Source organism: Dyadobacter ginsengisoli DSM 21015, assembly GCF_059568735.1.
The window spans coordinates 71975-97927 of sequence record NZ_JCANTY010000008.1 but is presented as its reverse complement, the minus strand read 5'-3'; the positions used below and the strand labels follow the sequence as shown (position 1 = coordinate 97927).

Sequence of the window (25953 nt, the reverse complement as noted above, 5' to 3'; positions counted from 1 at the left end):
TCACGGCGGATTTTTGTAATTTAGCAGTGATGTGATTGGGATATCTTTATGTGCGGAATGGCCGGAGCACCCGGCATTTACTTAGCGATCATTTGTGAGAACATTTCTTTTCTTCCTGTTTTGCTTCCACCTGACGGCACAGGCCTTCGCGCGGGATAACCCATTCTATTTCAAGAACTACCAGGTCTCCGATGGCCTTTCGGGCAACGCGGTGGGAAAAATGGTACAGGACAAAAAAGGGTTCATGTGGTTTGCGAGCCGCAATGGCCTCAACCGGTTCGACGGGCATACTTTCCGGGTATTTCAGAGCAAACCGGGCGATTCGCTGAGCATCGGGAGCAACTCCATATTTGCATTATACGAAGATACCTCGGAAAAACTCTGGGTGGGCACACACCGGGGCGTTTATCGCTATGATCCCGTCAAGGATAGCTTCGAAGCGTTCAAACTGGTTCCTCCCGGTGAGGTGCTCGAAATCCGTGGTGACCGCGACGGCAATATCTGGATCATTTCGGACCTCAAACTCTACCGCTATCACCTTCGCACGGGTCGCGCAGCGCGCATCGACCTGGGCAGCGACGAGGCGGTTTCGCTGCATGTATCACCGGCAGGTGCTGTGTGGATTGCCTGCAACAATGGCTTGGTGCGGCAATACCATCGGAATACCGGCCGCTTCGAAACCTATGATCTGGGGAAAATATCGGGCATCGGGGACATTTACGGGTCTACCACCTTGCATGCCGTAGGCGATTCATCATTGCTGATCGGCTCGATGAAGAAGGTTTTGCTTTTGAATTTTGTAAAAAAACAGGTCCGTAACCTCACCGAGTCCGGTTTGCCGGGCGGGGACGTGCAGGTGCATACGATCTTTCAGAAAAGTGACCGTGAATTCTGGCTGGGCACCGAATCGGGGCTTTATATTCTGGACCTGTTATCGGGCCGTTCGCAGCACATTGTGCGTGAACAATTCAGTCATTATTCCATCACGGACAATATCATCAACTCCATCCTGCGCGACCGGGAGGGCGGTATCTGGATCACGACGCAATTTGGTGGGATCAATTACTATTCTACGCAGTTCAATAACTTCCGAAAGTTCTTCCCGAAACCGGGCAATAGCATCAGCGGCAGTATCGTCCACGAAATCACGAAAGACCAATACGGCCACCTGTGGATCGGCACCGAAGATGCCGGCCTGAACCGGCTGGACATCCGGACGGGTCAGTTCAAGGCATTCCTTCCTGACGGGCGCCCCGGCAGCATTTCGTACCGCAACCTCCACGGCATGGTAGCCGACGGCGACGAACTGTGGGTTGGCACCTACGAGCACGGCCTAGATGTGATCGACCTGCGGACCGAGCGCGTTATCCGGCACTACAATGCGTCTTCCGACCCGCGATCGCTCAGCAGCAATTTTATTGTTACGATGTACAAAACCCGCGCGGGTGACATTCTCGCCTGCACCTGGGTTGGCGTGTGTAAATACAACCGCGCTACTGATGATTTCACGAGGCTGCCTTACTTGAACTTCCAGGTCCAGAGCATTCACGAGGATGCCGAAGGAACGATATGGGCCGCCAGTTACGGGCGCGGAGTGTATTATTTCAATCCAAAAACGCTGAAACAAGGCCATTTGAAATACCAGGCCAACCAACCCAATGGCTTGCCGGACAATTACGTCAACAGCCTTTACCAGAGCTCCGACAAGAGCATCTGGCTTTGCACCGAGCATGGCCTTTCGCGCTATGACCCGCAAACCGGTCAATTCAGGAACTATCGCATGACTGACGGCCTGCCCGATAATCAGGTATTCCGGGTGCTGGAAGACGATGCGGGTAATTTCTGGGTATCGACCTCACGCGGACTCGCGAAACTCGACGGTCGCACCGGCCGCTTCACCAACTTCCACATGGGCAACGGCCTGCCGACCGATCAGTTCAATTACAATTCCTCGTACAAAGACGCAGACGGCACGCTTTATTTCGGTACCGTCGCGGGAATGGTCGGTTTCAAGCCTGCGGCATTGCTCCGGAACCGTTTTGTGCCGCCGGTTTACATTACCCGTTTACTGGTCAACAACCACGATATCGACATCCGCCGGAACGACGCGCCATTGCGGCAATCCATCATCTACGCCAATGAGCTGACGCTGCCCTACCATAGTTCGAGCGTGAGCTTTGATGTAGCAGTGCTGAGTTATGTCATTCCCGAACAAAATAGCTACCAATACCAGCTCGAAGGCCTCTCCAAAGAATGGGTGCCGATCCACAGCGACAACCGGCGAATCCAGTTTTCCAAACTTCCGCCCGGCGGTTACACCCTCAAAATCCGTGGTGCCAACAGCGACGGCCTTTGGAACAACCGCGAAACCAGGCTGCGGATCACCGTTTTACCGCCATTCTGGGCCACCGGCTGGGCATATCTGTTTTATGTGGTCGTCGTCGGGAGTATTATTGTAGTTATTTTTCGTTATTATTTTCTCGCTCTCCATGAGAAAAACCGAAGGCAGATCGAAACCATCGAAATGGGGAAAGAGCGGGAAATTTATAATGCCAAGATTGACTTTTTTACCAATGTTGCGCACGAGATCCGCACGCCACTGACACTGATCAAGATGCCACTCGACAAGTTATTGGTGAGCAGAAAGTCCGATGCCGAAATGATTGAGAGCTTAAATATGATTGATAAAAACACCAGCCGGCTGATCGACCTTACCAACCAACTGCTCGATTTCCGCAAGGCTGAGGCCAATAATTACAGTTTGAATTTCACCAAAACCGATATCAACGACTTGCTCGGCGACGTATTCGCCACTTTCCGGCCTGCCGCCGAGCAAAAGCAGCTGCAATACAGGCTCGAACTACCCCGCATTACTTTACAGGCGTTCGTGGATGAAGAAGCATGCAAGAAAATCACCAGCAACCTCGTCAGCAATGCTATCAAGTATGCCGAAGGAAGCGTCAGGATCAAGCTCTCCCCATTCAACAGCGACGACCTCTTGTTTCACATCGAGTTCACCAACGACGGCCCGCTGATCGGGTACGACGACCGGGATAAGATCTTCGAGCCATTTTACCGGGCCGAGGGTAACGGTAAAGAACCGGGCACAGGCATTGGTTTGCCGCTGGCGCGCTCCCTGGCCGAACTGCACAAAGGCACGCTGGAACTCAAACGTAGCGAGCCTCATGGCAATACCTTTCTCCTCTCTCTGCCCATTCACCAGGACTACGAGCTGGATCTGAACAAGACTGGCAGCCAGGCCGACAGCACTTCCGCATACGCCGCGGGCGAAGATGCGTCCGTATCTCCGGATAAGCCCTGCGTCCTCCTTGTCGAGGACAACACTGAAATCCTCAGTTACCTCGGCCGGGAACTCAGCCACTCCTATAATATACTGCGGGCAGCTGACGGGCAGCAAGCCATTGAGGTCTTGCAGGAAGAGAACATTCACCTCGTGATCAGCGATATCATGATGCCGGTCATGGATGGCATCGCGTTGTGCCGGGAAATGAAGACTGATATTCGTTTCAGTCATATCCCGATCATCCTGCTAACGGCCAAGAACTCCGTCAGTTCCAGGATCGAAGGATTGGAAGTAGGTGCCGATGCCTACATCGAAAAGCCGTTTTCAATGGATCACCTGGCGGCACAGATCACCAACCTGCTCCAAAACCGCGACATTATCAAGGATTACTTTGCCAGGTCCCCGCTGACACATATCAAGGGCATTGCATTCTCCCGTGCGGATAAGGATTTTCTTGAACAACTTAACACCATCATCCTGGAACATCTGGCCGACAACGAGCTGGATGTCGACATGCTTTCTTCCAGAATGAACATGAGCCGGCCGACGCTGTACCGCAAGATCAAAGGCATCTCGGATATGACCCCCAACGAGCTGATCAATCTCTCCCGGCTCAAAAAAGCTGCGGAATTGCTCGCAGAAAAACGCTACAAGATCAATGAAGTGGCAGATATGGTCGGTTACAGTGTCCCTACCAACTTTTCACGGGATTTCCAGAAACAGTTTGGCGTGAGCCCGTCGGGTTACGTCAATACGCTGTAAACTTCCGTGCGCCAAGCCAAGGAATTTTCACCCGAGGCCTTCTCCGGGATCGGATTTGTGATACATTTGCGAATTATTTGAATTAAGTCTAAATAATAACCAAATGAAGCAATTACAAAGGCCTCTTCTCCACTTACCTACCTGCCCTTCGGTTTCCGCGCTTTTGACGGCAGCGATGCTGTTGCTTGGGAATACCGCTTTTTCCCGGCAAGTGACGGTAAGAGGCGATCAGACTACGATCCGGTCGCTTCCGAAAACGGGAAAAGGGACCGTTAGAGGACAGGTCGCTACACCCGACGGTCGGCCAGTGGAATTTGCCAACGTCGCCGTGAAAGGCACCAACAGAGGCAGCCAAACCGACATGGATGGCTTTTTTACCATCACCGACATCCCCGAAGGAAATCATACCCTGGTGATTCAGCACCTGGGTATGATTTCCTTCGAGCAAGCATTTACCATAGAAGCCAATGAAGAAACAGCCTTGCAGGTAGTCACCCTGCTCGACGGCAACCAGGATCTGAACGAGGTCATCGTCTCGGCCGGAAGGACGCCGGAAGCCCTGAACTCTGTGCCTGCGTCCGTTGCGGTACTTAAGGCCAAGGACATCCAGGAACAGGCTGCCATTAACAATTCCATTGCTGCCATTCTCGGCAACACGATCCCGGGACTGGGCATGCCCAACAACAAGGCCACTAACACAGGACAAACGCTCCGGGGCCGGAGTTTGCTCGTACTGGTGGACGGTATCCCGCAATCCACCCCACTGATGAACGGTAACCGCGACATCCGCTCGATCGATCCGGCGGTGCTGGAACGCGTGGAGGTCGTGAAAGGCGCGACGGCCATTTACGGAAACGGTGCAGGCGGCGGACTGATCAACTACATTACCCGCAAACCAACCGAGAATAAGGCTATTAGTGGCGTTACGCAAATCGGTATGCACGGCAATGTGTTCCATGCGGCTAATACGCCGGGATACCGGATCTCCCAGATGCTGCAAGGGAAGATCAGCAAGTTCTCCTACGTGGTGAGCGGCCTTGTCGACCGGACCGGCGTGTACAAAGACGGCGCGGGCGAAGTGATTTCCACTTCCAACGGATTAGGCGAAACCCGCCTTTACAATGCATACACCAAGCTTTTTTATGATTTCAATGCTGATAACGAGCTGGAACTGTCATTCAATCTTTTCAGCAGCCGCCAATACACCGACTATGTCAACAAGCCGGGGGTGTACGGTGTTACGCCTACCATCGCCGTGAAAGGTGACAGTCCGGGTGATGCAGAAGGAACGCCTTTCAATTACAACCTTTCACTCCGCTATCTCCGGCGGGGGCTGTGGGCTAAAACCAGCATGGATATTACTGCCTATATGAATGGCTTCGAATCGATGAACGCTTACACCTCGTCCACAACATCGTGGTACGGCCCGGGCCAGACGCAGATCACCTCCCGGAAGAAAGGGTTACGGGCCAATTTCTACACGCCATTCTCGGTCAATCCAAATCTCGGGGGCGGTGTGACCTACGGGATCGACATCCTGGGAGATGTGACCAACCAGGTCCTGACCGATGGGCGCGTGTATGTGCCGGATATGGATATGACCAGCATTGCGCCTTACGCGCAGGTGAAACTCGATCTTTTCAAAGACCTCACATTGAAAACGGGAGTGCGTTTTGAAAACGTCGGCATTCAGGTAGATGACTACAACACCCTTGCGAAAGGACCCAACGGCGAGGGCGCGGTGGCTGTCAAAGGGGGCAAACTGGATTACAAAGCACTGAATATGAATGCAGGATTGCGTTACTCCAAATACAGCCTCTTCAATCCGTTTTTCAACTTCTCGCAGGCATTCGGGATCAGCGAGCTGGGCAGAATATTGCGCTCGGCGACGACCAATACCCTCGCCACGCTCAACACGAAACCCATTATCGTGAACAATTACGAGGCGGGGTTTAGCAGCCAGTACAAATTCGTTCAGTTTACGGCAGCCTATTTTATCAGTACTTCCAAGCTCGGCGCGGATATGGTGACCGTCAACGGCGAAATGACGCCGCTGCGCTTGCCGGAAGAGATCAAAGGATATGAGCTCACACTGGATTTCCAGCCATGGAAACAACTATCGTTCGGAGGAAGCTATGCTTATGTGGAAGGCAAGGCCGACCAGAACGATAATGGAAAGTACGACGATCCGGAGGACCGTTACCTGACCGGCGCGAGAATCACCCCACCCAAAGCAACTGCGTTCATTAAATACCAGCCTACTTCGAAACTGAACCTGAACCTCTTTTGGGTGTATTCGGGGAACCGGAAACGTTTCGAAAAGGCAGCCAACGGAAAGTACGGCAATGGCGAAGGGCCGGTAGATGCCTATGATCTGTTCAATCTGAACGCATCGTATGAGTTCAGTAAGCACATCCGGGCGGCAGTTGGCATTGAGAATTTATTCAACAAAACCTATTTCAACACCGTGAACCTGTTCAGCGGCCAGGATCTGGAATATACCCGGGGAAATGGGTCACGTTTCAGCGTGAATGTCTTTTATACTTTTTGAAAAACAGAATCGTAGACGGACGAAAAACCATTCGGGGTTAGTATCGCCGAAGTTTCGGAAAATTGAAAGAGTAACAAGCCGCCCGTGTTTTATGGGAATCGAACCCGACTGCTTTACACAGTCCTTGACCAAACGAAGTATCACGGATGTACGACATCTTTCAAATGGGGTTGGGAAAGGCAACAGCCAATACGTGTTTGCACCTTTCGGTGCTCCTGCTCTACCCCCTGAGCTACTGCTGTAAGCAACAGGCCGGATTCGAACCGGCGACCCGGCGATCCAAAGTCGAAGTAACACGCATTTACGGCACTTTCCCAATTTCTTTAAAATTCAAGGAGCTACAAGCGACGCGGGACGGGGGCCTGCTATAAGGACTCGAACCTCCATCATGACTTGCGCCACAATGCCCTCCCCCTGATGAGTAGCGAAGTATCCCGTTTCTACGGCATCCTTATTTTTGTAACGACGGTGCCTGCTTCCGGCACCGTCGTTTTTACAATGCTATGTTTTCAATGGTTTCCAATGCATTAGCCCCGTTTTCGAGCGCTTCCAGTACACCAAAAATCTTATCGCTCCATCCGGCAACGAGGTATACGTCGTTCGTCATCATGGTCAACGGCAACTGTCCGTAGCCTTTCAGATCAAAAAGATAAAGCCGCGCATTCGGAGCTATTTCACTTTTGTAGCGCGCCCATAATGTTTGTATATTGTCCGTACCGGAATTATTCCAAAACTGGCAGTCGGTGAAAAGCATGACTTTGTCCATCACTTCTCTTCTGTTCAGGAGATCCTTCACCACCAGATGGCCATTGGTTGCGTAGCCTACTTCTCCTTCGCGCCGGTAGAATTCCTGTACGCTGGCCAGAACATGGTTTGGCGCGACCCGTATCCTTTTCCAGGTGTCACCGAACATGCCCACCACCACATTCCGGCAGCGAACCTGCAACAGCATCGCGAGCATCAATCCAACATCATAAAGCATGATGGCGGACCGGGCCGACACGGGCGTCTGCATAGAGCCCGAAACGTCGCAGGCAAGCAGTACACGGGTTTCCTTCCTAAAGCCTCCGATCGAAGCAGCGCTCTGCAATACCGCTTTTTCCAATGCATCAGTGACCTGTTTATATCGATCATTTTCCTGACCAAAAATCATTCTTAACCTTCCGGCCACGCTTTCCTTCCGTGTTTCCGCGGCTACTTTCAGCAGTTCCCGGTAGGCAGCCAGATATCTGAACGGAAACTGTTTTGCCTTCGCAACTGCATCCGGGGCAGCAAGTACGGTACAGGCCTTTTGCAAATGTGCATTAGAAATATTGACTTCCAGCAGGTTACGCAGGTTTCGCAGTAATGCCATATAACCCAGTTTTCCGCTGTCGATCAGTTCCTCCCATTTGGTTTTGAACGCCGCCGCTCTCATCTGTTCGTCGGCGAACGGTGTTTGGCCCAATGCCGAAAGCGCTGTTTCCCAGGTATAGGGTGTATCCAGCTTGTTTGCAGCGATCTGGTCAAAAACCGCCTGCTGGGTCACATCCTTCGCTTTCGGATGAATCAAAAACAATGCATCGCGCAGCTTGACGGTGCTGTTGTCCCGGTTATATTTGGCAAACTGGTAGGCATCGAATTTGTTGAATGCCTCAGCCAGGCCTTTTTGCAACTGTTTGGACAAGCCATTCAATTTTTTCAAACCGGTACGTCCGTTCAGAAGCTGATAGCAGGCGAGCAATTCGGTGATCTCGTCGGCTCGCGCAATGACCTTTTCGGTAGTTTTTGCAACAAGGTCATCCCCTCGGTGCACGCGGGCAAGTTCCGTCAGCAGCACCAGCGGTGCCGAACGCATATATATGAAATTCCTGGTATAAACCGCAAGCTTCGCTACAAACACCGGGTCCACCTGATCCACGAGCGCCCGGATGCGGAGCAATCGCTGGTCATCCTTTTCATAGAAAGAGTCATTCAGCGACCAGGTAACCATGGCCGTGTAAAGCTCCATCGCCGGAGCCAGCCGATATGCTTTTGCGCCCTCGTGGTTGGTAGTCTCCGCCTTACCGGCAGCAGTTGTGTTGAATTTCATGATAAACCTCCTTTCTTTTTTGATAGTTACAAAGCAACAGGCCTGCTGCGCAGTCTTTTTGCGCAGTTGATTTTATTTCGATATTTTTCAAAAAAAATGATTTATGCCCGTCAACCGCAATGCACTGATCCGCTACCGGACGATTGATCAATGCTTACAAAACCGTTTCCGCAAATGGACGCTCAACGATCTGATCGACGCGTGCTCCGGAGCTTTGTATGAATATGAAGGAATTGAAAAGGGAGTAAGCAGGCGGTCGGTGCAGGCGGATATCGAAATGATGCGCAGCGATAAGCTCGGTTATGAGGCTCCCATCATCGTCGTCGACAAAAAGTATTATACCTATGCCGACAAAGCTTACAGCATTGCCAATATCCCACTCAGTCGGCAGGATATGAAGGTATTGGGAGAGGTTTCAGCCTTATTGCAGCAATTCAAGGGGTTCAGCCATTTTGAGGATTTGAACGAAATGGTGAGCCGGTTGGAAGACAAAATCCACGCGCGGCGCACACACAGCATGCCTGTGGTTGATTTTGAAAAGAACGACCATCTCAGGGGCCTCGAACACATCGAGGTGATCCGTCGGGCAATCATTTCCAAAACGGCTTTGTGTATGACCTATCAGTCTTTCAAAGCCAGACAGGCCAGTACTTTCTGTTTCAGCCCTTACCTGCTGAAAGAGCACCGGAATAGGTGGTTTGCCCTCGGGGAGTCGCACCAGCGCCATTCGCCTCTGCTCACCCTCGCACTGGGTCGCATGCAGGAGCTACGCGAAGAACCGGAGGAAACCTACCGCGAAAACAGCAAAGTAGATCTAAGCAGCCATTATAATGACGTAATAGGTGTGACCAAGATGCCTGGTCAGCGAAGTACCGACGTACAATTCCGTGTGGATCATGCCCATGCGCCCTATGTGATCACGAAGCCGTTGCACGCGTCGCAGCAATTGATTGGCAGCGATTCGGAAGGGCAGATTTTCAGTATCCGCGTCGTATTGAATTTTGAGTTGGAACGTGAACTGCTGGGTTTCGGAGCTAAATTAAAGGTGCTTGGCCCCCGGATCCTCAAAAAACAGATTGAAGAACAGCTGGCGAGGGCATTAAATCACTACCATAAACGGGAATGATACACTGAAAAAGAGCTGCTCCATACATGACAGAACAGCTCCATTTCAGTGTATTTCAATCGTCTCTTGTTTTACTATCCCGCTTGTCTTTTTTATCTGCCCGCTTTTCCTTCAGATTCTTCACGGCCTTTTTCTTGTCGCCTTTCTGCGCACCTTTCTCTTTTGACATCGTTTCTCCGTTTTATTGAAAGATAACCCTTTTTGCCTGATATTCAACATTTTCAGGGTTTAGATACCTACCGGCTCGCAAGGGCTCCCGGGTAAATAATCGCCGGTAATGTCGGATAATTAAGTTAACTTAGAAGATAACCAACCCTGTACCAATGTGAAAATTTCATTCATAGGAACTTACCCGCCCCGGGAGTGCGGGATTGGTACATTTACTAAAAATCTCTTCGATTCGGTTGTTGCAGCCGAACCCGGAGAGCATCCCACCCAGGCATTCGTGATCGCCATCGACGACAACGAACTGCATTATGACTACCCACAGGAAGTAAAGCTATCGATCAGGCAGGAAGAGCAGACGGACTACCTCGAAGCAGCGAACCTGATCAATCTGAGCGGCGCCGATGTTTGCGTCCTTGAACACGAGTTTGGCATATTCGGAGGGCAAAACGGGATTTACATTTTGCCATTGCTGTACCGGCTGAAAATACCGCTGATCGTGACGCTGCATACGGTTTTGAAAAACCCATCTTACAATCAGAGGGCGGTGTTGACCGAAATTTGCAAGATAGCGCAGGCAATCGTCGTCATGAGCCAGACGGCCGTCGACATGCTTACGAATGAGTACGAGATCCCGATCGAAAAGATTGCCCAGATTGCGCACGGCGTGCCCGACATTCAATTTGATCAGCTCCTCACCAAAAAAGAATTCCGCCTGTCATCCAAACATGTCTTGCTGACTTTCGGCTTTATCGGGAGAAATAAGGGAATTGAAACGGTACTGAAAGCTTTACCGGATGTCGTGGAGAAGTACCCGCAACTCGTTTACATTGTCCTCGGCAAAACCCACCCCAACGTGATCAGGCATTCCGGGGAAGAATACCGGGTTTACCTGACCGGCTTGGTCAAAAAGCTGGGCATCGAAAAACATGTCATTTTTCTGAATGAGTTTATCGGACAATCTGAGCTATTCAAATACCTGTCAGCTTCTGACATTTACATCACACCTTACACCAGCGAAGCCCAGATCACCAGCGGAACTTTATCGTATGCCATCGGCGCCGGGACCGCGGTTATTTCCACGCCCTACTGGCATGCCGCGGAGCTGCTGGCGGAAGACCGCGGGCGGCTTTTCGGCTTCAACGATTCGGCCGCGCTGAGCGAGATCATTCTCGACCTGCTGGATCATCCGGAGCGGATGCGGGAGCTCAGGAAAAATGCATTTGAGTACGGCAGGGAAATTACCTGGCCTAAAATAGGAGAAAAGTACATGCATCTGGCAGAGCAGGTGGTAGAAGCCGGAACGGACATAGCCGCCGGCAAGGAAATGATTCTCGACCCGCTGACGCTGCCACCCTTCCTGCTGGACCATATACAAAGGCTCACCGACGACACAGGGATCATCCAACATGCCAAATACGGGATACCAAACCTGAAAGAAGGGTATTGCCTGGACGATAATGCCCGGGCATTGCTGATGGTACTGATGACTTACAAGCGGAACAAGCATCCCCTGGCACTTAAACTATCGCCTACTTATCTGAGCTACATCAACTATATGCAGAATGCGGATGGCGCTTTCAGGAATTTCCTGAGCTTCAACCGCAATTTTCTGGATGAGGTTGGATCCGAGGATTCTTTTGGTCGGGCTATCTGGTCGCTGGGCTATCTGTTGGGTAATGCGCCCAATGACGCCTATTACCAAACCGGTCGGGAGATTTTCTTTGATGCTGCCCCGAATTTCACAAAACTGAGATCGATCAGGAGTATTGCCAACACCATCGTCGGGATATGCCATTATCTTAAAAGCAACCCGTCGGATGAAGGTATGATCCAAACACTGAGAGCTCTGGCAGGCAGGTTAGTCACGGATTTCGAAATTAATCAGAGTGGCGACTGGCGGTGGTTCGAATCGCTGCTGGCCTATGATAATGCTTTTTTACCGCTGGCGCTCCTGCATGCTGCCGAGTTCCTCAACGACGAGCGGGTGCTTGAGGTGGCGTTGGAAAGCATGGAATTCCTGGGAGAAATTACGCTTCGCAACGGTTACCTCTCCATCGTCGGCAATGAAAATTGGTATCAAAGAGATAGCGAGCAGTCGATGTTCGCGCAGCAGCCACTGGACGCACTCGCCATGGTATTGATGTTCCATCAGGCTTTCAGACTGACCGGGGATCAATCTTACATTCCAAAACTGTACACCTGTTTTATGTGGTTCCTGGGCGAAAATGACCTGAGAGTCAGCCTGTATGATTTTGAAACCAAAGGCTGTTGCGACGGACTGGAAAGTTACGGAGTCAACCGTAACCAGGGCGCCGAAAGCACGCTCGCCTATCTGATATCCCATCTGAGCGTTCTGGAGGCATTTGAAGAGATCACCAAGATGGAGGCCGAACTGGTATGAAAGTCGCGATACTATCTTCGATTGCATGGCGGACACCCCCGCGTCAGTACGGCCCCTGGGAGCAGGTTGCGTCGTACCTGACCGACGGCCTCCATGAGAAAGGAATTGATGTAACGCTTTTCGCGACTACCGACTCGGTCACTCATGCAAAACTGGACGGATCTTGTGCAACGCCTTACTCTGAAGACCGGGAAGTGGACCCCAAGGTCGCCGAATGCCTGCATATCAGCTATTTAATGGAAAAGGCAGCGCAGTTCGATCTGATCCACAACCATTTTGACTTTCTCCCATTGACCTATTCGAAGCTGATCGACACTCCGATGCTGACTACCATCCATGGGTTTTCATCATCCAAAATCATAGAAGTGTACGAGCGTTACAATGCATCGACTTCCTATGTATCGATCAGTGATGCCGACCGCAGTGACAGACTGGACTATCTTGCGACAGTTTACAACGGGCTCGAAAGCAATGACTTCCCGTTTGAGATGAACCCGCAGGATTACCTGCTCTTTTTCGGCAGGATTCATGCCGACAAGGGAACGTATGAAGCTATCCAGATTGCGCGTGACGCAGGAAAAGTCCTGCTCATCGCGGGGCTGATACAGGACGACGCCTATTTTGAACAAAAGGTAAAACCCCATGTAGACGATCGGTCGGTCTTCTATATCGGTAATGTTGGTCCGGGTGAACGGAAAACGCTATTGGGAAAGGCACTGGCATTGTTACATCCGATCCAATTTGACGAGCCTTTTGGATTAAGTGTCGCGGAATCCATGTTTTGCGGCACACCCGTAATCGCGTACAACAGGGGCTCCATGCGCGAGCTGATCGTCGATGGAAAAACGGGCTTTTTAGTACGTACCGTGAATGAAGCGGTACAGGCCGTAGAAAAAATCGGTGAGATCAGCCGGCAAGAATGTCGGCAATGGGCCCAGGCCATGTTCTCGAAGGAAAAGATGGTTGACGGCTACCTGGCTGTTTACAGCCAGATACTGGCTCACTGATCTGCTGTTGAAATCAGCTCCCCGAGGAGTTCGTCGAGTTCGACCACCGCATAGGTAGAGGCATAGTCCGATGTGGCGTAGGGAATGATCAAACTTTGATTATGGACAAATGCGCCACAGGAATAAACGACGTTGGGGACATAACCGTCCCGTTCTGTCCGGCTGGGGATCAGCAATGGATGACTCAGCCGGCCTATTTCATTTTGCGGATTATCCAGTTCAAAAAGCGAGGCACCCAATACATACTCCCGCATCGGTCCTACCCCATGCGTAAGCACCAGCCAGCCGGCCCTGGTTTCAATGGGAGATCCGCAGTTACCGATCTGGACAAACTCCCACGGATATTTTGGTGATTGAATCAAAATAGCTTGCCGCCAGACGCTGATGTTATCGGAATAGGCAATGTAATTGTTGACACCATCGATCCGGCAAAGCATAGCAAACTTGCCGTTTATTTTGCGGGGGAATAGCGCCATCCCTTTATTCTGGGCAATTTCTCCGTGAAGCGGCAAGACTTTGAAGTGGTAAAAATCTTTGGTCATCAACAACTTGGGCAAAATAGCCGTGCCATCGTATGCCGTATAGGTAGCATAATAAGTCTGTTCCCTATTATCGGCCGTAAAGCGGACAAAACGCGCATCCTCAATGCCTCTTTTTTCCGTATCGGCAATCGGAAAGATGACCCGCTCCGAAATGTCGGTGTCGAGCGAAAAATCCATCTCGTAATGCGAGGATGCGAGCCACATGATTTCGCGCAGAAAAAGTGTAGCGGCGATGTCCATTCCCGGCAACTTACCGGTTTCGTCCACATAACGCTTGAGTTCTTCGTAGGTAAAGGTTTCGGTGAGCTTTTGTTCGATAACCGGGTACGCGGGATTGTCGGAATCCTGCATTTCGTTCAGCTTTGCCAGAAAGGATTTTTTCTTGTAAACATGGTTGCGGACATGCTCGGGCGAGTCCAATAGCCTTCCCGGTGGGTCTACGGTGATCAGGTTATCCTGGTCGATCAGTGCCGACCGAAACACGATCGAGGAAATGTGTCCCTCCCCCGTCGCCCTGAAACTGAGGATTATCCGCGTTTCACCGGGCTCCGTCCCCGACTGGTCGGGGTCTTCTACAATCGACGGGTTAAAAAATGCGGCCGCCTCGATCGAGTATTCCATCGTAAAATAAGCGCCGATGAGCAGCCGCTGGTTTATCTCCAGGTCCTGTGGGTCGATATCCATGGTGCTAAACAGGGCCCAGAGCCTGCGAAAGTGCCGTTCAAATACTTTGAGGATATTGCGGTGCCTTTTTGCGTATTTCCGCAAGACATAATTCAGCTCCTGCAACTGCTCGGCCTTGGACAAACCGAGGATGATCGAGATCAATTGCCTGCTTCTGTCGTCGCCGTTATGGAGGAACCGTGCAATTACACGGCTCGAATCAGGCTGAAAAATAATATCTTTCCGTGTGAGGCGCGTCGACATAAAACTAAGTTAAGAGGTGGTAGTGGCCGCAACTTTCCAGCGGTTATGTGACCAAAGCCAGTAGCTGGGAGCACGGCAAATATTCTTTTCCAGAATCCGGTAGTAGGCCTTTGTAATGCTCAGGGGGACTATCGGGCTGGCGTTCTCCATCAAGCTGAATGTGAATTCATATTTGAATTGCGCATTTTTCCTGGATTCGACATATACCACTGCCGCGTCCGAGGAGGACGCTATCCTTTCACCGCCCGTTTGCACGGCGGTATCCTGGTCCAGAAACGGGATATGGAACTTGTCATTACCGGGAGCGGGCCGTTGATCAGCGATCACCACCAGCAACTTGGGGATCGCACGCTGTCGCAGAAGCGATAACGCCTGGCGGTAAAATCCCTGCCGGGGTATGAGTGTAACGCCAAAAAATGACCGCAAACTCATCATTAACCGGTTTACCCGATCATTCTTAATGGGAGAATAGGCGGTGTACACCGGATAGCTGGTAACCTGGGGCAGATTGGTCAGGTACTCCCAGTTTCCGTAATGCGAGGCGAAAACAATGACCTGCTTATCGTCCTTGTAAAGCTTTTCGAGCAAATCCGGATTTGTATAAGTTGCCAGGCGCTGCCTGAGTTTCGACGGAGCCAGGTAAAACAAAAATGGCTCGATCACCAGATCGCTCATATGACTGTAATAGCCATGCATCAGTTTCCGGATTTCCCCCGACGATTTCAACGGAAAAGAGGCTGTCAAATTCTTTTTGATAATTGCTTTCCGATAACCTAATACGTAACGTAGTGACACAAAAATCAAGAAAGCGAGGCCTTTGGCGATCCATAGCAGGCCTTTACCCAAAAGTGTGGTGAGCAGACGCCCCGGTAATGCGTACAGCATCCGGAACAATGATTTTAGAAGAGAATTAAGATTAGGCTCCATGGGAAAATCGGTGAGGTGAAGAACAAGGATATTTCCCGACTTGCCAAAGAATGGAACAAAATGCATTGTTCTGAAACAAAAAATCCTCCCTGTTCAGGAGGAATTCTTTGTGTGCTAGCGCGATATGATTGATCAGATAACGGTTACGTTAACTGCGTTCAGTCCTTTTCTGCCGTTTTCAACTTCGTAAGACACTTTGTCGTTTTCGCGAATGTCATCATTCAATCCTGACGTGTGTACAAAAATGTCGTCTCCGCCATTTTCCGGAGAGATGAAACCAAAACCTTTGGTTTCATTGAAAAACTTAACTGTTCCTGTATTCATAATTTTATTTTTTATTATTCCACAAAATTAAAATAAAATTTTGAAAATAAAAAATAGAATAAAAATAATTGGAATATTATTTTAATATGAACAAATACTAAAAGAGGGCTGACAAAAAGTATAAGACAACAAACCGTCTCAACCGGAACCAATTACTATTAAGTTTCCCATTATTCGCTTCGTAAACTTTTGACCGGATTCATCAATGCGGCCCTGACACTTTGAAAACTAACTGTAAGCAATGCGACGGATGCGGCCATTATTCCTGCCAGGACGAATACCCACCATCCGATCGTCGTTTGATAGGCAAAGTCCTGAAGCCACCTGTTCATCGCATACCAGGCAATGGGCGAAGCAAGGACAATAGCAATCAGTATTAACCTAAGGAAGTCCTTTGAAAGCAAAGCCACGACGCCCGTTACGGTTGCGCCCAGCACCTTGCGTACCCCAATTTCCTTTTTCCGCTGCTCGGCCATAAAAGCGGACAAACCGTACAATCCGAGGCAGGATATAAAAATGGCAAGTCCAGCAAATAAGTTAAAGATACTTCCCATCTGCTGTTCGCTGCGGTAAAGGTTATCGAGGTCCTTGTCCAGAAAACCATAGGTGAATGGATAAGCCGGGTTGAGTTGCTGATTGATTTTCCCCAGCGCGTCAATGGTCGCTTCGTTGCTGCCGCCCCGGGTACGCACAATCACCACGCCGCCCCATTTGTTAAGCCGCAATACCAGTGGCTCCATGGCATACTGAAGTGACTTGAAATGAAAATCCTTCACTACCCCGATAATCGTTCCTTTTGTATCATCGAATGTCAGATTTTCCCCCACTGCGTTCCGGGCGTTCATGCCCATGATCTGCATGGCCTTTTCGTTGATGATAAAATTGGAACTATCCCCTGCAAACGAGCGGGAGAAACCGCGTCCAGCCAGCAACCGGGTCTTGAAAACCTTCGTAAAGTTTTCATCGACATTCAGGGATGGAATGACGATCTGATTATGGGCAGTTTGCCCGTCCCAGACGACATCGGTTGACCCCGATGTAATGGCTGTCGGCAGTTCGGATATGATCGAAAAATTTTCCGTCAGCGGGTTTTGGGCCAATGTCGCCTTCAGTGTTTGCTGTTTCCCCCAGATTTCGCCGGTCATGGGTACGTACAGCAGGTTGGATTTATCAAAACCCAGGTTCCGGCTTTTGATAAAATTCAACTGCTTGTAAACTACCGCGGTGCCAACAAGCAAAACAATCGCAACGACAAATTGCGTGACAACCAGGCTGTTCCGGAAAATCAGGTTTCCGCCGGCTACTCTCATTTTTCCTTTGAGCACCTTTACAGGAGCGAATCCGGAAAGAAACAGTGCCGGATAGCTGCCGGAGATAAGGCCTGTAATCATGGCGATACCCGCCAGGCTGATCAGCATCTTAGCATCCAGCAAATGAATGGCAAGCGTTTTTCCTGTCAGCATTTGAAATACCGGTAACGCGAGACATACGATCCCGATCGCCACGAACAGCGAAAGAAATGAGAAGATGAGAGATTCGCCCAGAAACTGGATCACAAGCTGATAGCGGCCCGCGCCCACCACTTTACGCAGCCCTACTTCCTTGGCCCGCCGCTCCGAACGTGCCGTTGCCAGGTTCATAAAGTTGATGCACGCCACCACCAGAATGAAGATCGCAACAACCAAAAACACATTCACATATTGAATATTACCATGCCCAGCCAGATCGATCTGCATGTCGGAATGCAAATGAATGTCGGTGAGCGGTTGTAAATGAAAGTCAACCTCCAGTGTTTGTCCGTGCGCCGTATAGATTTTACCGATCTGCCGGGCAAGGGCCTTTAAACCGGACGCGGATGTATTCGTGTTCCTACCCAGCCGGAAATAGGTATAAAAATTAAAATTACCCCAGGTATCGGTTCGCAAATCCCAATTTGATTTCGCCACGGTTGCCATGGGAATGATAAAATCAAACTGCAAATGGGAATCGGCGGGGACATTGGCAAGAATGCCTGCGATGGTAAAATTTTCCTTGTTGTTCATCCGGATGATTTTACCAACAGCTTCCTCGTTTCCATAATACTTTTTGGCCATTGCTTCCGTGATCAGCAGGGCACCCGGGTCTTTCAGCGCAGTATTCGCATTTCCCTTCAACAGGGGAAAAGAAAATACCTGCAGGAAATTGGAATCGGCGAAAAAGACCCGTTTTTCTTCAAACCTCTTTTCCCCTGCCTCAAACAGATTGGTCACCGGTTTGCTCAACCGTACCGCAGCTTCTATCTGTGGCATTTGTGCCTGCAATCCCCGGGCCATACCGGCCGGGCTGACCGCCACCTTAAAATCTCCGGCATTGCAGGTGAGTCTGAAAAGCCGGTCGGCCTGTGTGTGAAAGCGATCGTAGTTCAACTCGTTCTGCACCCACAACAGGATGAGGATACTGCAGGCCATCCCGATGGAGAGTCCCGCGATATTAAGAATGGAGTAAGCTTTCTGGCGGGTGATATTCCGCCACGCGATTTTTACATAGTTTTTTAACATATCGGGATTCAGGAAAAAGGGTTGATCGTATTCGGCTTTACGCTGCCGCCGGCGTACAAACGGCGGCAGTACGGAGATGACATTCAGCAGGTAACGCAGCACCGCCTGCGTTACCCCAGTACGCCGGTACCAATATGCATACAGCTCGTCCAGGTCTCCTTCGACCTCTTCCAGCGTGTCCCGGGGGTGCAGGGAACGAAGCAAGGCCCTCGCCCAGCTTGGCGGCATCGGTGCATTCATAACCCGCTTATTTTTAGTGATTGATCGGGCATCAGTTGCCAGAGCTTGTTGCGCAGCTGCTGGATATCCTGGATCGCACGGTGCCCCAGCGCCGTCACCTTGAACAGGCGTTTCCGCCGTCCGCCGCGCTCCGTAGTCGCGCCGCCCAGTTCAGAGGTTACAAAACCTTTCTCTTCCAGGCGGATCAGCGTGTTGTGAACGGCCCCGAAAGTGACGATCCGCCCGGTGTGTTGCTCAATCTCCTGACTGACGGTCACACCATATGCCTGGCCGTCCAAAATGGCGATCATCAGCAAAACCAGTTCTTCGAATTCTCCTAAATATGTTCGTCGCATCTATTCAGACGATTTGTCTCCATTTTATAGTACAAATATGTGCCAGCGCATCAAAACGTCCAAACAGAGGCCTAATGGCCTTTTTTTGGGTATTTCCCGAAAAAAATTTGTTCGCATGGGAACGGACGTTGTCCGGTAATGAACAGTGGCTGCTCTTTTCCTGGCCCCTTAACTGCAATGCGCCTGAAGACCCAAAGAACTGTACTCAAATCTTGCCGCGTGAGTTCTTTGTTTTCACCTTCTCAAACTTCAAACCACGTGTTCTCAAGGTATTCAGTTCGAATGCCTCGACTTCGTTCTTCCCATTTCTTTTGAAAACAAGATCTGTTTTGATATCAGGCATCCGAAAACCGTCCTTAAAATAGTTTTCAAGCGGATGACGGGTTCCTGAAATCAATCGCGCTTCAAGACCACCGTTGACTTTGCGGATCTCGATGGCCGCGCCGGCTTCATCGGAGAAGTATTCCCCGGTGTATTGATCAGACAATTGAACCCCTTTGGCAATATCGACCCGGTGATATCCCATGGGTTCACCCGATGGCGGCGCAACCGTCAGCTGACCGCCGGGTTTGTCGGATGAATAAAACTGAAACAGGCTATCTATCTTTTGCTCAACAGCACTCGGATCATTCCGTTTGCAGGCGTTGGTACAGATTAATGCAAGGAGTATAGGGCACCGATGATCCGGTTGACTTTGTTTTTCCGTATCTTTTTTTCCGCTTTCATTTGCTGGTTTAATAGCCTGTCTTAACAATATTCCATTGTATTTCTTCTAAACCAACTACGGGCATAATCTACCCTCCCTTATACACGCTTTAACCCTTACTTAAATCACTTGCCAAATGAAGGGCTGCCAGTTTAAATCCATTTCTGAGATACACTTTTTGTGCAGTATCGTTGGTAAAGTCTGTATCGAGAACCAAAGCGTCCTGATTATTCATCATTGCAATTTCACGGACGTATTGCAATAATTTAGTCGCCAGTCCTTTCCCCCGATAATCGTCCAGCGTGCAAAGATCATCGATGTAAATGATGTTACCACTGTGCAGTGAGGTCATAAAACGACATCCGGCAAATGCAATAAACCGGCTACGATCAAAAACGCCTGCAATGAAATACTTTTCATTTTCCATCATCTCCGTGACCATTGGAACCCATTTGTCTTTTTTCAAATGGGGCCTCAGCAACCAAGCAACCTCCCAGCATTGAACGACTTCGGTTTCGGATTTAATAATCTTGATTTCAAATAGATCTTCCATATATCTGTACTTTTTTTTACAAAAGTATGGAGGTTAAATCCGGCTTGAATGTGCCAGAAAACATAAACCTGATGGCCCAGCGATCGCCTTGGCCGGGGTATCTGTTTTTTTCTTTCCCCGCATATTAAAATCACCTGCTCACGCGGGGGAATGCCATCGATGGGCATGGGATCAGGAGCAGAAAGCTAGATCGACACGGGTAATGTCTCTTTCAATATTTTCAGCGCCTTCCTGATCTCTGCTTCGTTGAGCGAGGCAAATCCCATTCGTAATGAATTGGTTGAATAACTTTCATTTTTATAAAAATCACCGTTGTCGATGTACAACCCTCTTTTTCCAGCCTGGTAGGACATTTTGTGCAAATCGATCTCCGCCGAAAAAGTGGCCCAGATGCCCATCCCTCCCTCGGGGACATTGAAAGTGATTTGGTCTCTGAAATCGGATAAGAGTACTTCGCAGAACAGGTCCCGGCGTTCCTTGTAAATTTTAAGTGATTTCCTGAAATGCCTGTCCACTTCGCCGGTATCAAACATCACCGCAAATGCTTCTTCCATCAGCGTGTCCCCCTGCCGGTCTACCAGCTCCCGTAATGCGGATGCGGCGTTGATAAATTCCGGGGACGCAACCATAAAACCGATACGCAATGCAGGCGCAAAAGTTTTAGATATCGAACCGATGTAGATCACATTCTGGTTATGGTCGATGCTCGCCAGGGGAAGGAAAGGCTTGTTATCATAATGAAAATCGAAATCATAGTCGTCCTCGATGATAGCGAAACGGTGTTCTTTGGCAAGGTGCAGAAGTTTGAGTCTACGTTCGCTGCTCAATGTAACCGTGGTGGGCAGATGGTGGTGCGGGATAATGTATACCGCCTTAATCTCCTGTGTTTGCAGGCATTCTTCCAGGTAATCGATGTCCATCCCCGAGCCGTCAACGGGTATTCTCAGGACCTTCCCGCCGGTCAGCCGGAAAGTCTCATCTGCCAAGCGGTAGTTCGACATGCCGACCGCAATGGTGTTGGCAGGGTCGAGCAGCAGCCGGGCCGCCAGATATATCCCCATTTGACTCCCTTTGGTGATCAGGACATTGTCCAGTGACACCACTACTCCCCTCGTATTTGAAAGGTAGTTGCAGATCGATAAACGAAGACGCTCCGAACCTTTGGGGCTGCCATATTTCAGAAAGCTTTTACCATAAAATTTCCGGGAAATACTGCGGTACTCACGCATGACCTGGTCTATCGGTGTGAGACGGACGTCCGGGAAGCCGTCATCAATCGCGAAAGATACCTTTTGAAGGTCGGAACTTGGCAAGGCATTCCGGAAGGGATTGGTCCAGATGAATGCTCCATGCAAGGCTTCGCCTGCGGGAGTGTCGGGAAGTAATTTGGAGGAAGGTGTAGGAAGTTTCGAATTGACAAATACCCCTTTGCGCTCCAACGATTCGGCCCAGCCCTGACTAATGAGCTCTTCATAGGCTAATTTAATCGTGTTCCGGTTGACACCGATCAGTTCCGCGAGGATACGCGAGCTGGGCAGCATGTCGGAAGACTGCAAGATGCCCTTTGTAATCAATGTGATGAAGTTATTGCAGACCTGAACATAAAGGGCAACGGATGCCTTTCGATCGATCTGAATCAAGGATTTGTAGGGAAGCATCTGGGCTATGCGATTTGTCAGAACTGGGTCTCAAATATAGTCCAATGCGCCGCTAATTTTGATGAAAAATAAACGAAATGAAGAAATTACTGGTCATCAATGCTAGCGCCAGAGTTAGCCGGTCACACAGCCGGGGGCTCACAGACACCTTTACCGAACATTGGAAAAATGCCAATCCCGGATCGGATATTACGTTCCGGGAATTGGGAACCGCAAATGTGCCCCACATGACTGAACACTGGATCTCAGCTGCCTTCAAACCTGAGGCCCAGAGAACAGTTGAGGATTTAAAAGTTCTGGAAATCAGCACGGCCTACGTGTCGGAGCTTCACAACGCCGATGTAATCGTTATTGGCTCTCCCATGTACAACTGGTCAATTCCAAGCCCTCTCAGAGCTTATATCGACCAAGTCATGCGGATCAACGAAACCTGGCGGCCGAATCCGTCGGACAAACAAAACCCTTATCTGGGCCTGCTTCAAAACAAGACGTTGGTGCTTTTGCTTTCGAGAGGTTCAGCGGGCTATGAGCAAGGCGAACACAACCAGCATATGAATTATCAGAGTACCTATTTAAAAACGGTATTCCATATCATGGGCATTCACGACATACACCTCATCGCCGTTAACGGCACCTCCGGTGATTCCGGGGAACTGACCAATTCCATTGCGGTGTCGAGTCAAATAATTAAAGATTTCATTAATAACAATGCTTACAATGAATCAACTGTCGAAATGGGAGAGACACCAAACTCCATTGAACAATTACCTATCTAAAACCAAATAAAATGAGCACAAGAATTCGCATTGACAAAGTTGAACCGGCAGGATACAAAGCAGTACTCGGTCTTGAAAAATTTATCGAAAGTACTCCTTTGACCAGGATCCATAAGGACTTAATCAAAATCAGGGCATCTCAAATAAATGGTTGTGCATTCTGTATCGACATGCATACCAAAGAAGCCCGCAAGGCCGGCGAGACCGAACAACGCATTTACGCATTGAATGCCTGGCGGGATGCACCATTTTTCACGGATGAGGAACGTGCCATTCTCGCATTGACAGAAGAAGTGACATTGATTGGCAACCATGTAAGAGATGAAACTTATTTGCAGGCAGCCCGGATCCTCGATGAAACCTACCTCGCCCAGGTCATACTTTCGATCATTACTATCAATGTCTGGAACAGGATTGGTATAACAACCCAATTAATCCCCGCCTGATCAGATTCAATCGCATAGCATTCCTGACTAATCAGCAATTCCGAATGATTGAATGTCATTTCAATATTCAAAGGATTTTGTAATAATTTCATTGTAGTTTATAATGGCGGATGGGATTTTCCTTTCGTCATTATTTTTTCATGATACCGGCATACGAAAAATTATGTGAGCCCGTGCGGGCGGGCAGATTTGACCGAAAAAGAACTCATTTTATCTCCCATTTAATTTTCCCGGCGAATGGGTCCCGTTTCACCGAATACCTGCCTGCCTTTCTGGCCACATCCACTTCGCTTACCTGGTGCTGCCCCGGAAGGTAAAGTTTTACAGTTGCCACATCGGGCGTATTTGCGAAAGTCTGCAATTCGATATGGGACCAGTCGATGGCGTCTGTCGATTGCGCCACTTTCACCTGCGGGAGAACGGCCCCCTCACGTACCATCACGATCACTTCCAGCTCACCGGTGCTCACTTCGTGCCAGCCACCTTCATAAGATTTACGCGTCTGGTAATCCACCCATTTCCCTTTCGGCAAATATACCTGCCTCGTTTTTCCGTTTTCGAACAGCGGCGCCACCAGCAAATCCGACCCGAGCATGTATTCATTGTCCACCAGCCATGCCCCCGGATCATTCGGAAATTCCACCAGCAGTGCCCGCGTCATAGGCAGGCCCTTTTCCGACGCCAGCTTGGATTGGGTGTAGATATAAGGCATAAGTTTATACTTCATCTCCACCGCTTTTCTGAAATAATCCTGAAATGCTTCGCCATACTCCCATGGCTCCTTCGGTGCCTGCCCGTGCGTGCGGGTGTGCGAGCTCAAAAGGCCCATAGGCAGCCAGCGACGGTACAGGTCTTCCGGTGTTTTCATGGTGAAACCTCCGATGTCGTGACTCCAGAATGTAAAACCTGAAAGCCCCAGCGACAAGCCGCCGCGCAATTGCGCCTCCATTCCTTTATTGGTCGTTTCGGCGTCGCCGCCCCAGTGGATCGGGTAGCGCTGGCTACCTGCCCAGGTACTCCTGGCCCAGATGATATTATCGCCAGTCAGCTTCCGGGTCAGATCGGATACAATTTTATTGTACCGCAGCGGATAGAGATTGTGTTCGTAAAAGCCGGTTTTGGCCGAAGCATAAACGCCGGACAGCGGGGCCGCTTCACCAAAATCGACTTTGATCGCCGACACACCGAGTTTCAGCAATCCCGCAATCTTATCTTCATACCATTTGACGGTATTCGGATTGGAAAAATCCAGTACCGCATCTTCGTAGGGAATCGTCCCATTGGCATTCTTCACAGCCAATCCTTTGGCGACGATCTCGGGATACAGACTATTTTTCGGAACAAAATAAGGCAACTGCCAAAGCGAGGTTCTGAACCCCTGCTTTCTCAGATCGGCCACCATCCCTTCCGGGTCTTTGAAGCGGCTCGGCGCAAAACGGTAGTCACACCGCCAGTCGGTTTCGAACCAGCCGGTATCGAAATGGATCACATCGGCCGGTATCCTGTTCTGACGCAGTTTTGCTGCCACATTCCTCCCGTCCTGTTCCGAAAAATAGGTAATGCGGCTCATCCACAGACCAAACGACCACAACGGCGGCATGGATGCCTTGCCCGTCAGATCGGTGTAGGCGTCCAGTATATCCTTGGGTTGTCCCAGAAACACAAACAAGTCCAGGTTCTCGTCCCCGATCTGCATCGCATTCGATTCCCCGTAAGTAGCACCGAAATCGCAGGTGATGGGCGACGTCGTATGCATGAACATGCCATATCCGCGTGAGCTCAGGTAGAATGGAATGGGTTTGTACATGGTTTGAGTTTCCACACCGTTCGGGTCATGCGTCCACAATACAACCTTTTGCCCATTCTTATCCAGCCGTGTGAACGACTCACCACAGCCAAAAATCTTTTCATCCGGTGAAATGGAAAACACGGCCGCAACACTCCGTGAATAGTCCGAAGCCCGGCGAACGAAGGAGAATGGCAAGGTGGGGGTGTATGAGGCCTTGCCATCCGCCTGGCTGCGGGTCTGGGTCAGAATTTTACCGTCGGCATCGCGGACCAGGATCTTCCAGGGGTTTTCATAGATTGTTACCGAACCGAATTCGCCGGTATACTGATGCCCGCCATGGATCTTGCTGTATTTCCACGTCCTGTCCTTTACGGGCTCGGTCACCAGCATGAGCGAGGGCTCCTGCGTGGGGACTTGGGCACTCGTGGTTGCACGTATGCGGATCGTGCGCGGAGAGGTAAATTCCACCGAAAACGGTAAAACCGGATCCTGCGCATATTCTATGGAGGGAAACTCGTTGCTGTACGATCGCTTGTAGCTCAGCATGGAGTTGTCGAAATTGTGCGCCGAAAACGGTTCGTGCCTTTTCCATTTGATGCTCCCTGCACCGGTTTCGGGATCAAATGCAGCGAGGCTGTCGGCGAAAAAGATGGTATTGGAAAAATCGCGGAAGTCACCGCTGATGTCGACGGGCTCATTCACCAGCTTGCTGTGCTGGGCTGTAACCCTATAACCAGCCAGGGCCAGCATCAGCGAAAAAGATATGGAAAGGGATTTACGCGAAAATGTCAGGTTGTACATGG

The 25953-nt window shown here is 50.1% G+C and carries 18 protein-coding genes; 8 read left to right on the top strand and 10 right to left on the bottom strand.

Translation table 11 applies throughout. From position 1 onward, the window contains the following. The first annotated feature begins 94 nt into the window (after window positions 1–94). From BP71_RS28030 to BP71_RS28020, 3 genes are all read left to right on the top strand, one after another. Window positions 95–4066 (top strand): hybrid sensor histidine kinase/response regulator transcription factor, encoded by a 3972-nt coding sequence (locus BP71_RS28030; protein WP_496384895.1) that lies wholly within the window; start codon window positions 95–97, stop codon window positions 4064–4066. Between the two features lie 103 nt (window positions 4067–4169). After that, the gene (locus tag BP71_RS28025) at window positions 4170–6617 is read left to right on the top strand and encodes a TonB-dependent receptor (protein ID WP_496384894.1); all 2448 of its coding nucleotides are present in this window, start codon (window positions 4170–4172) and stop codon (window positions 6615–6617) included. A 146-nt stretch (window positions 6618–6763) separates the two neighbouring features. Then, on the top strand, window positions 6764–6988 hold the full coding sequence (locus tag BP71_RS28020; protein WP_496384893.1) for a hypothetical protein: 225 nt from the start codon (window positions 6764–6766) through the stop codon (window positions 6986–6988). A gap of 122 nt (window positions 6989–7110) precedes the next feature. On the opposite strand, the gene BP71_RS28015 is transcribed toward BP71_RS28020, so the two are convergent. Continuing rightward, on the bottom strand, window positions 7111–8688 hold the full coding sequence (locus BP71_RS28015; RefSeq protein WP_496384892.1) for a TROVE domain-containing protein: 1578 nt from the start codon (window positions 8686–8688) through the stop codon (window positions 7111–7113). Between the two features lie 103 nt (window positions 8689–8791). Here BP71_RS28015 and BP71_RS28010 point away from each other — a divergent pair, with 103 nt between their 5' ends. The 3 genes from BP71_RS28010 (at window position 8792) to BP71_RS28000 (ending at window position 13390) form a co-directional block, all read left to right on the top strand. After that, entirely contained in the window at window positions 8792–9814 is a 1023-nt protein-coding gene (locus BP71_RS28010) for a helix-turn-helix transcriptional regulator (RefSeq protein WP_496384891.1), read from the top strand. Between the two features lie 325 nt (window positions 9815–10139). Then, the gene (locus tag BP71_RS28005) at window positions 10140–12383 is read left to right on the top strand and encodes a glycosyltransferase family 4 protein (RefSeq protein ID WP_496384890.1); all 2244 of its coding nucleotides are present in this window, start codon (window positions 10140–10142) and stop codon (window positions 12381–12383) included. Then, window positions 12380–13390: a glycosyltransferase family 4 protein gene (locus tag BP71_RS28000; protein WP_496384889.1), complete on the top strand. Its 1011-nt coding sequence runs from the start codon at window positions 12380–12382 to the stop codon at window positions 13388–13390. Before BP71_RS28005 ends, BP71_RS28000 begins: the two co-directional genes overlap by 4 nt. Here the strand turns inward: BP71_RS28000 and BP71_RS27995 are convergent. From BP71_RS27995 to pdxR, 8 genes are all read right to left on the bottom strand, one after another. Then, window positions 13384–14859: a glycoside hydrolase family 130 protein gene (locus BP71_RS27995; protein WP_496384888.1), complete on the bottom strand. Its 1476-nt coding sequence runs from the start codon at window positions 14857–14859 to the stop codon at window positions 13384–13386. The genes BP71_RS28000 and BP71_RS27995 overlap by 7 nt on opposite strands. Window positions 14860–14868: 9 nt before the next feature. Next, on the bottom strand, window positions 14869–15852 hold the full coding sequence (locus tag BP71_RS27990) for a lysophospholipid acyltransferase family protein (protein ID WP_496384887.1): 984 nt from the start codon (window positions 15850–15852) through the stop codon (window positions 14869–14871). A 66-nt stretch (window positions 15853–15918) separates the two neighbouring features. Then, entirely contained in the window at window positions 15919–16110 is a 192-nt protein-coding gene (locus BP71_RS27985) for a cold-shock protein (RefSeq protein ID WP_496384886.1), read from the bottom strand. A 170-nt stretch (window positions 16111–16280) separates the two neighbouring features. Continuing rightward, window positions 16281–18887, bottom strand: coding sequence for an ABC transporter permease (locus BP71_RS27980; protein ID WP_496384885.1), 2607 nt, complete (start codon window positions 18885–18887; stop codon window positions 16281–16283). After that, the gene (locus BP71_RS27975) at window positions 18884–19222 is read right to left on the bottom strand and encodes a PadR family transcriptional regulator (RefSeq protein ID WP_496384884.1); all 339 of its coding nucleotides are present in this window, start codon (window positions 19220–19222) and stop codon (window positions 18884–18886) included. The genes BP71_RS27980 and BP71_RS27975 overlap by 4 nt, the downstream gene beginning before the upstream one ends. Window positions 19223–19427: 205 nt before the next feature. Then, entirely contained in the window at window positions 19428–19748 is a 321-nt protein-coding gene (locus BP71_RS27970) for a hypothetical protein (RefSeq protein ID WP_496384882.1), read from the bottom strand. A gap of 289 nt (window positions 19749–20037) precedes the next feature. After that, window positions 20038–20481 (bottom strand): GNAT family N-acetyltransferase, encoded by a 444-nt coding sequence (locus BP71_RS27965; protein WP_496384881.1) that lies wholly within the window; start codon window positions 20479–20481, stop codon window positions 20038–20040. A gap of 185 nt (window positions 20482–20666) precedes the next feature. After that, window positions 20667–22139, bottom strand: coding sequence for a MocR-like pyridoxine biosynthesis transcription factor PdxR (gene pdxR / locus BP71_RS27960; protein ID WP_496384880.1), 1473 nt, complete (start codon window positions 22137–22139; stop codon window positions 20667–20669). Between the two features lie 77 nt (window positions 22140–22216). Here pdxR and BP71_RS27955 point away from each other — a divergent pair, with 77 nt between their 5' ends. After that, window positions 22217–22915, top strand: coding sequence for an FMN-dependent NADH-azoreductase (locus tag BP71_RS27955; protein WP_496384879.1), 699 nt, complete (start codon window positions 22217–22219; stop codon window positions 22913–22915). 11 nt (window positions 22916–22926) lie between these two features. Then, window positions 22927–23361, top strand: coding sequence for a carboxymuconolactone decarboxylase family protein (locus BP71_RS27950; protein ID WP_496384878.1), 435 nt, complete (start codon window positions 22927–22929; stop codon window positions 23359–23361). A 205-nt stretch (window positions 23362–23566) separates the two neighbouring features. Here BP71_RS27950 and BP71_RS27945 read toward each other — a convergent pair whose 3' ends face one another. Continuing rightward, window positions 23567–25951: a TIM-barrel domain-containing protein gene (locus tag BP71_RS27945; RefSeq protein WP_496384877.1), complete on the bottom strand. Its 2385-nt coding sequence runs from the start codon at window positions 25949–25951 to the stop codon at window positions 23567–23569. Between the last annotated feature and the right edge of the window lie 2 nt (window positions 25952–25953).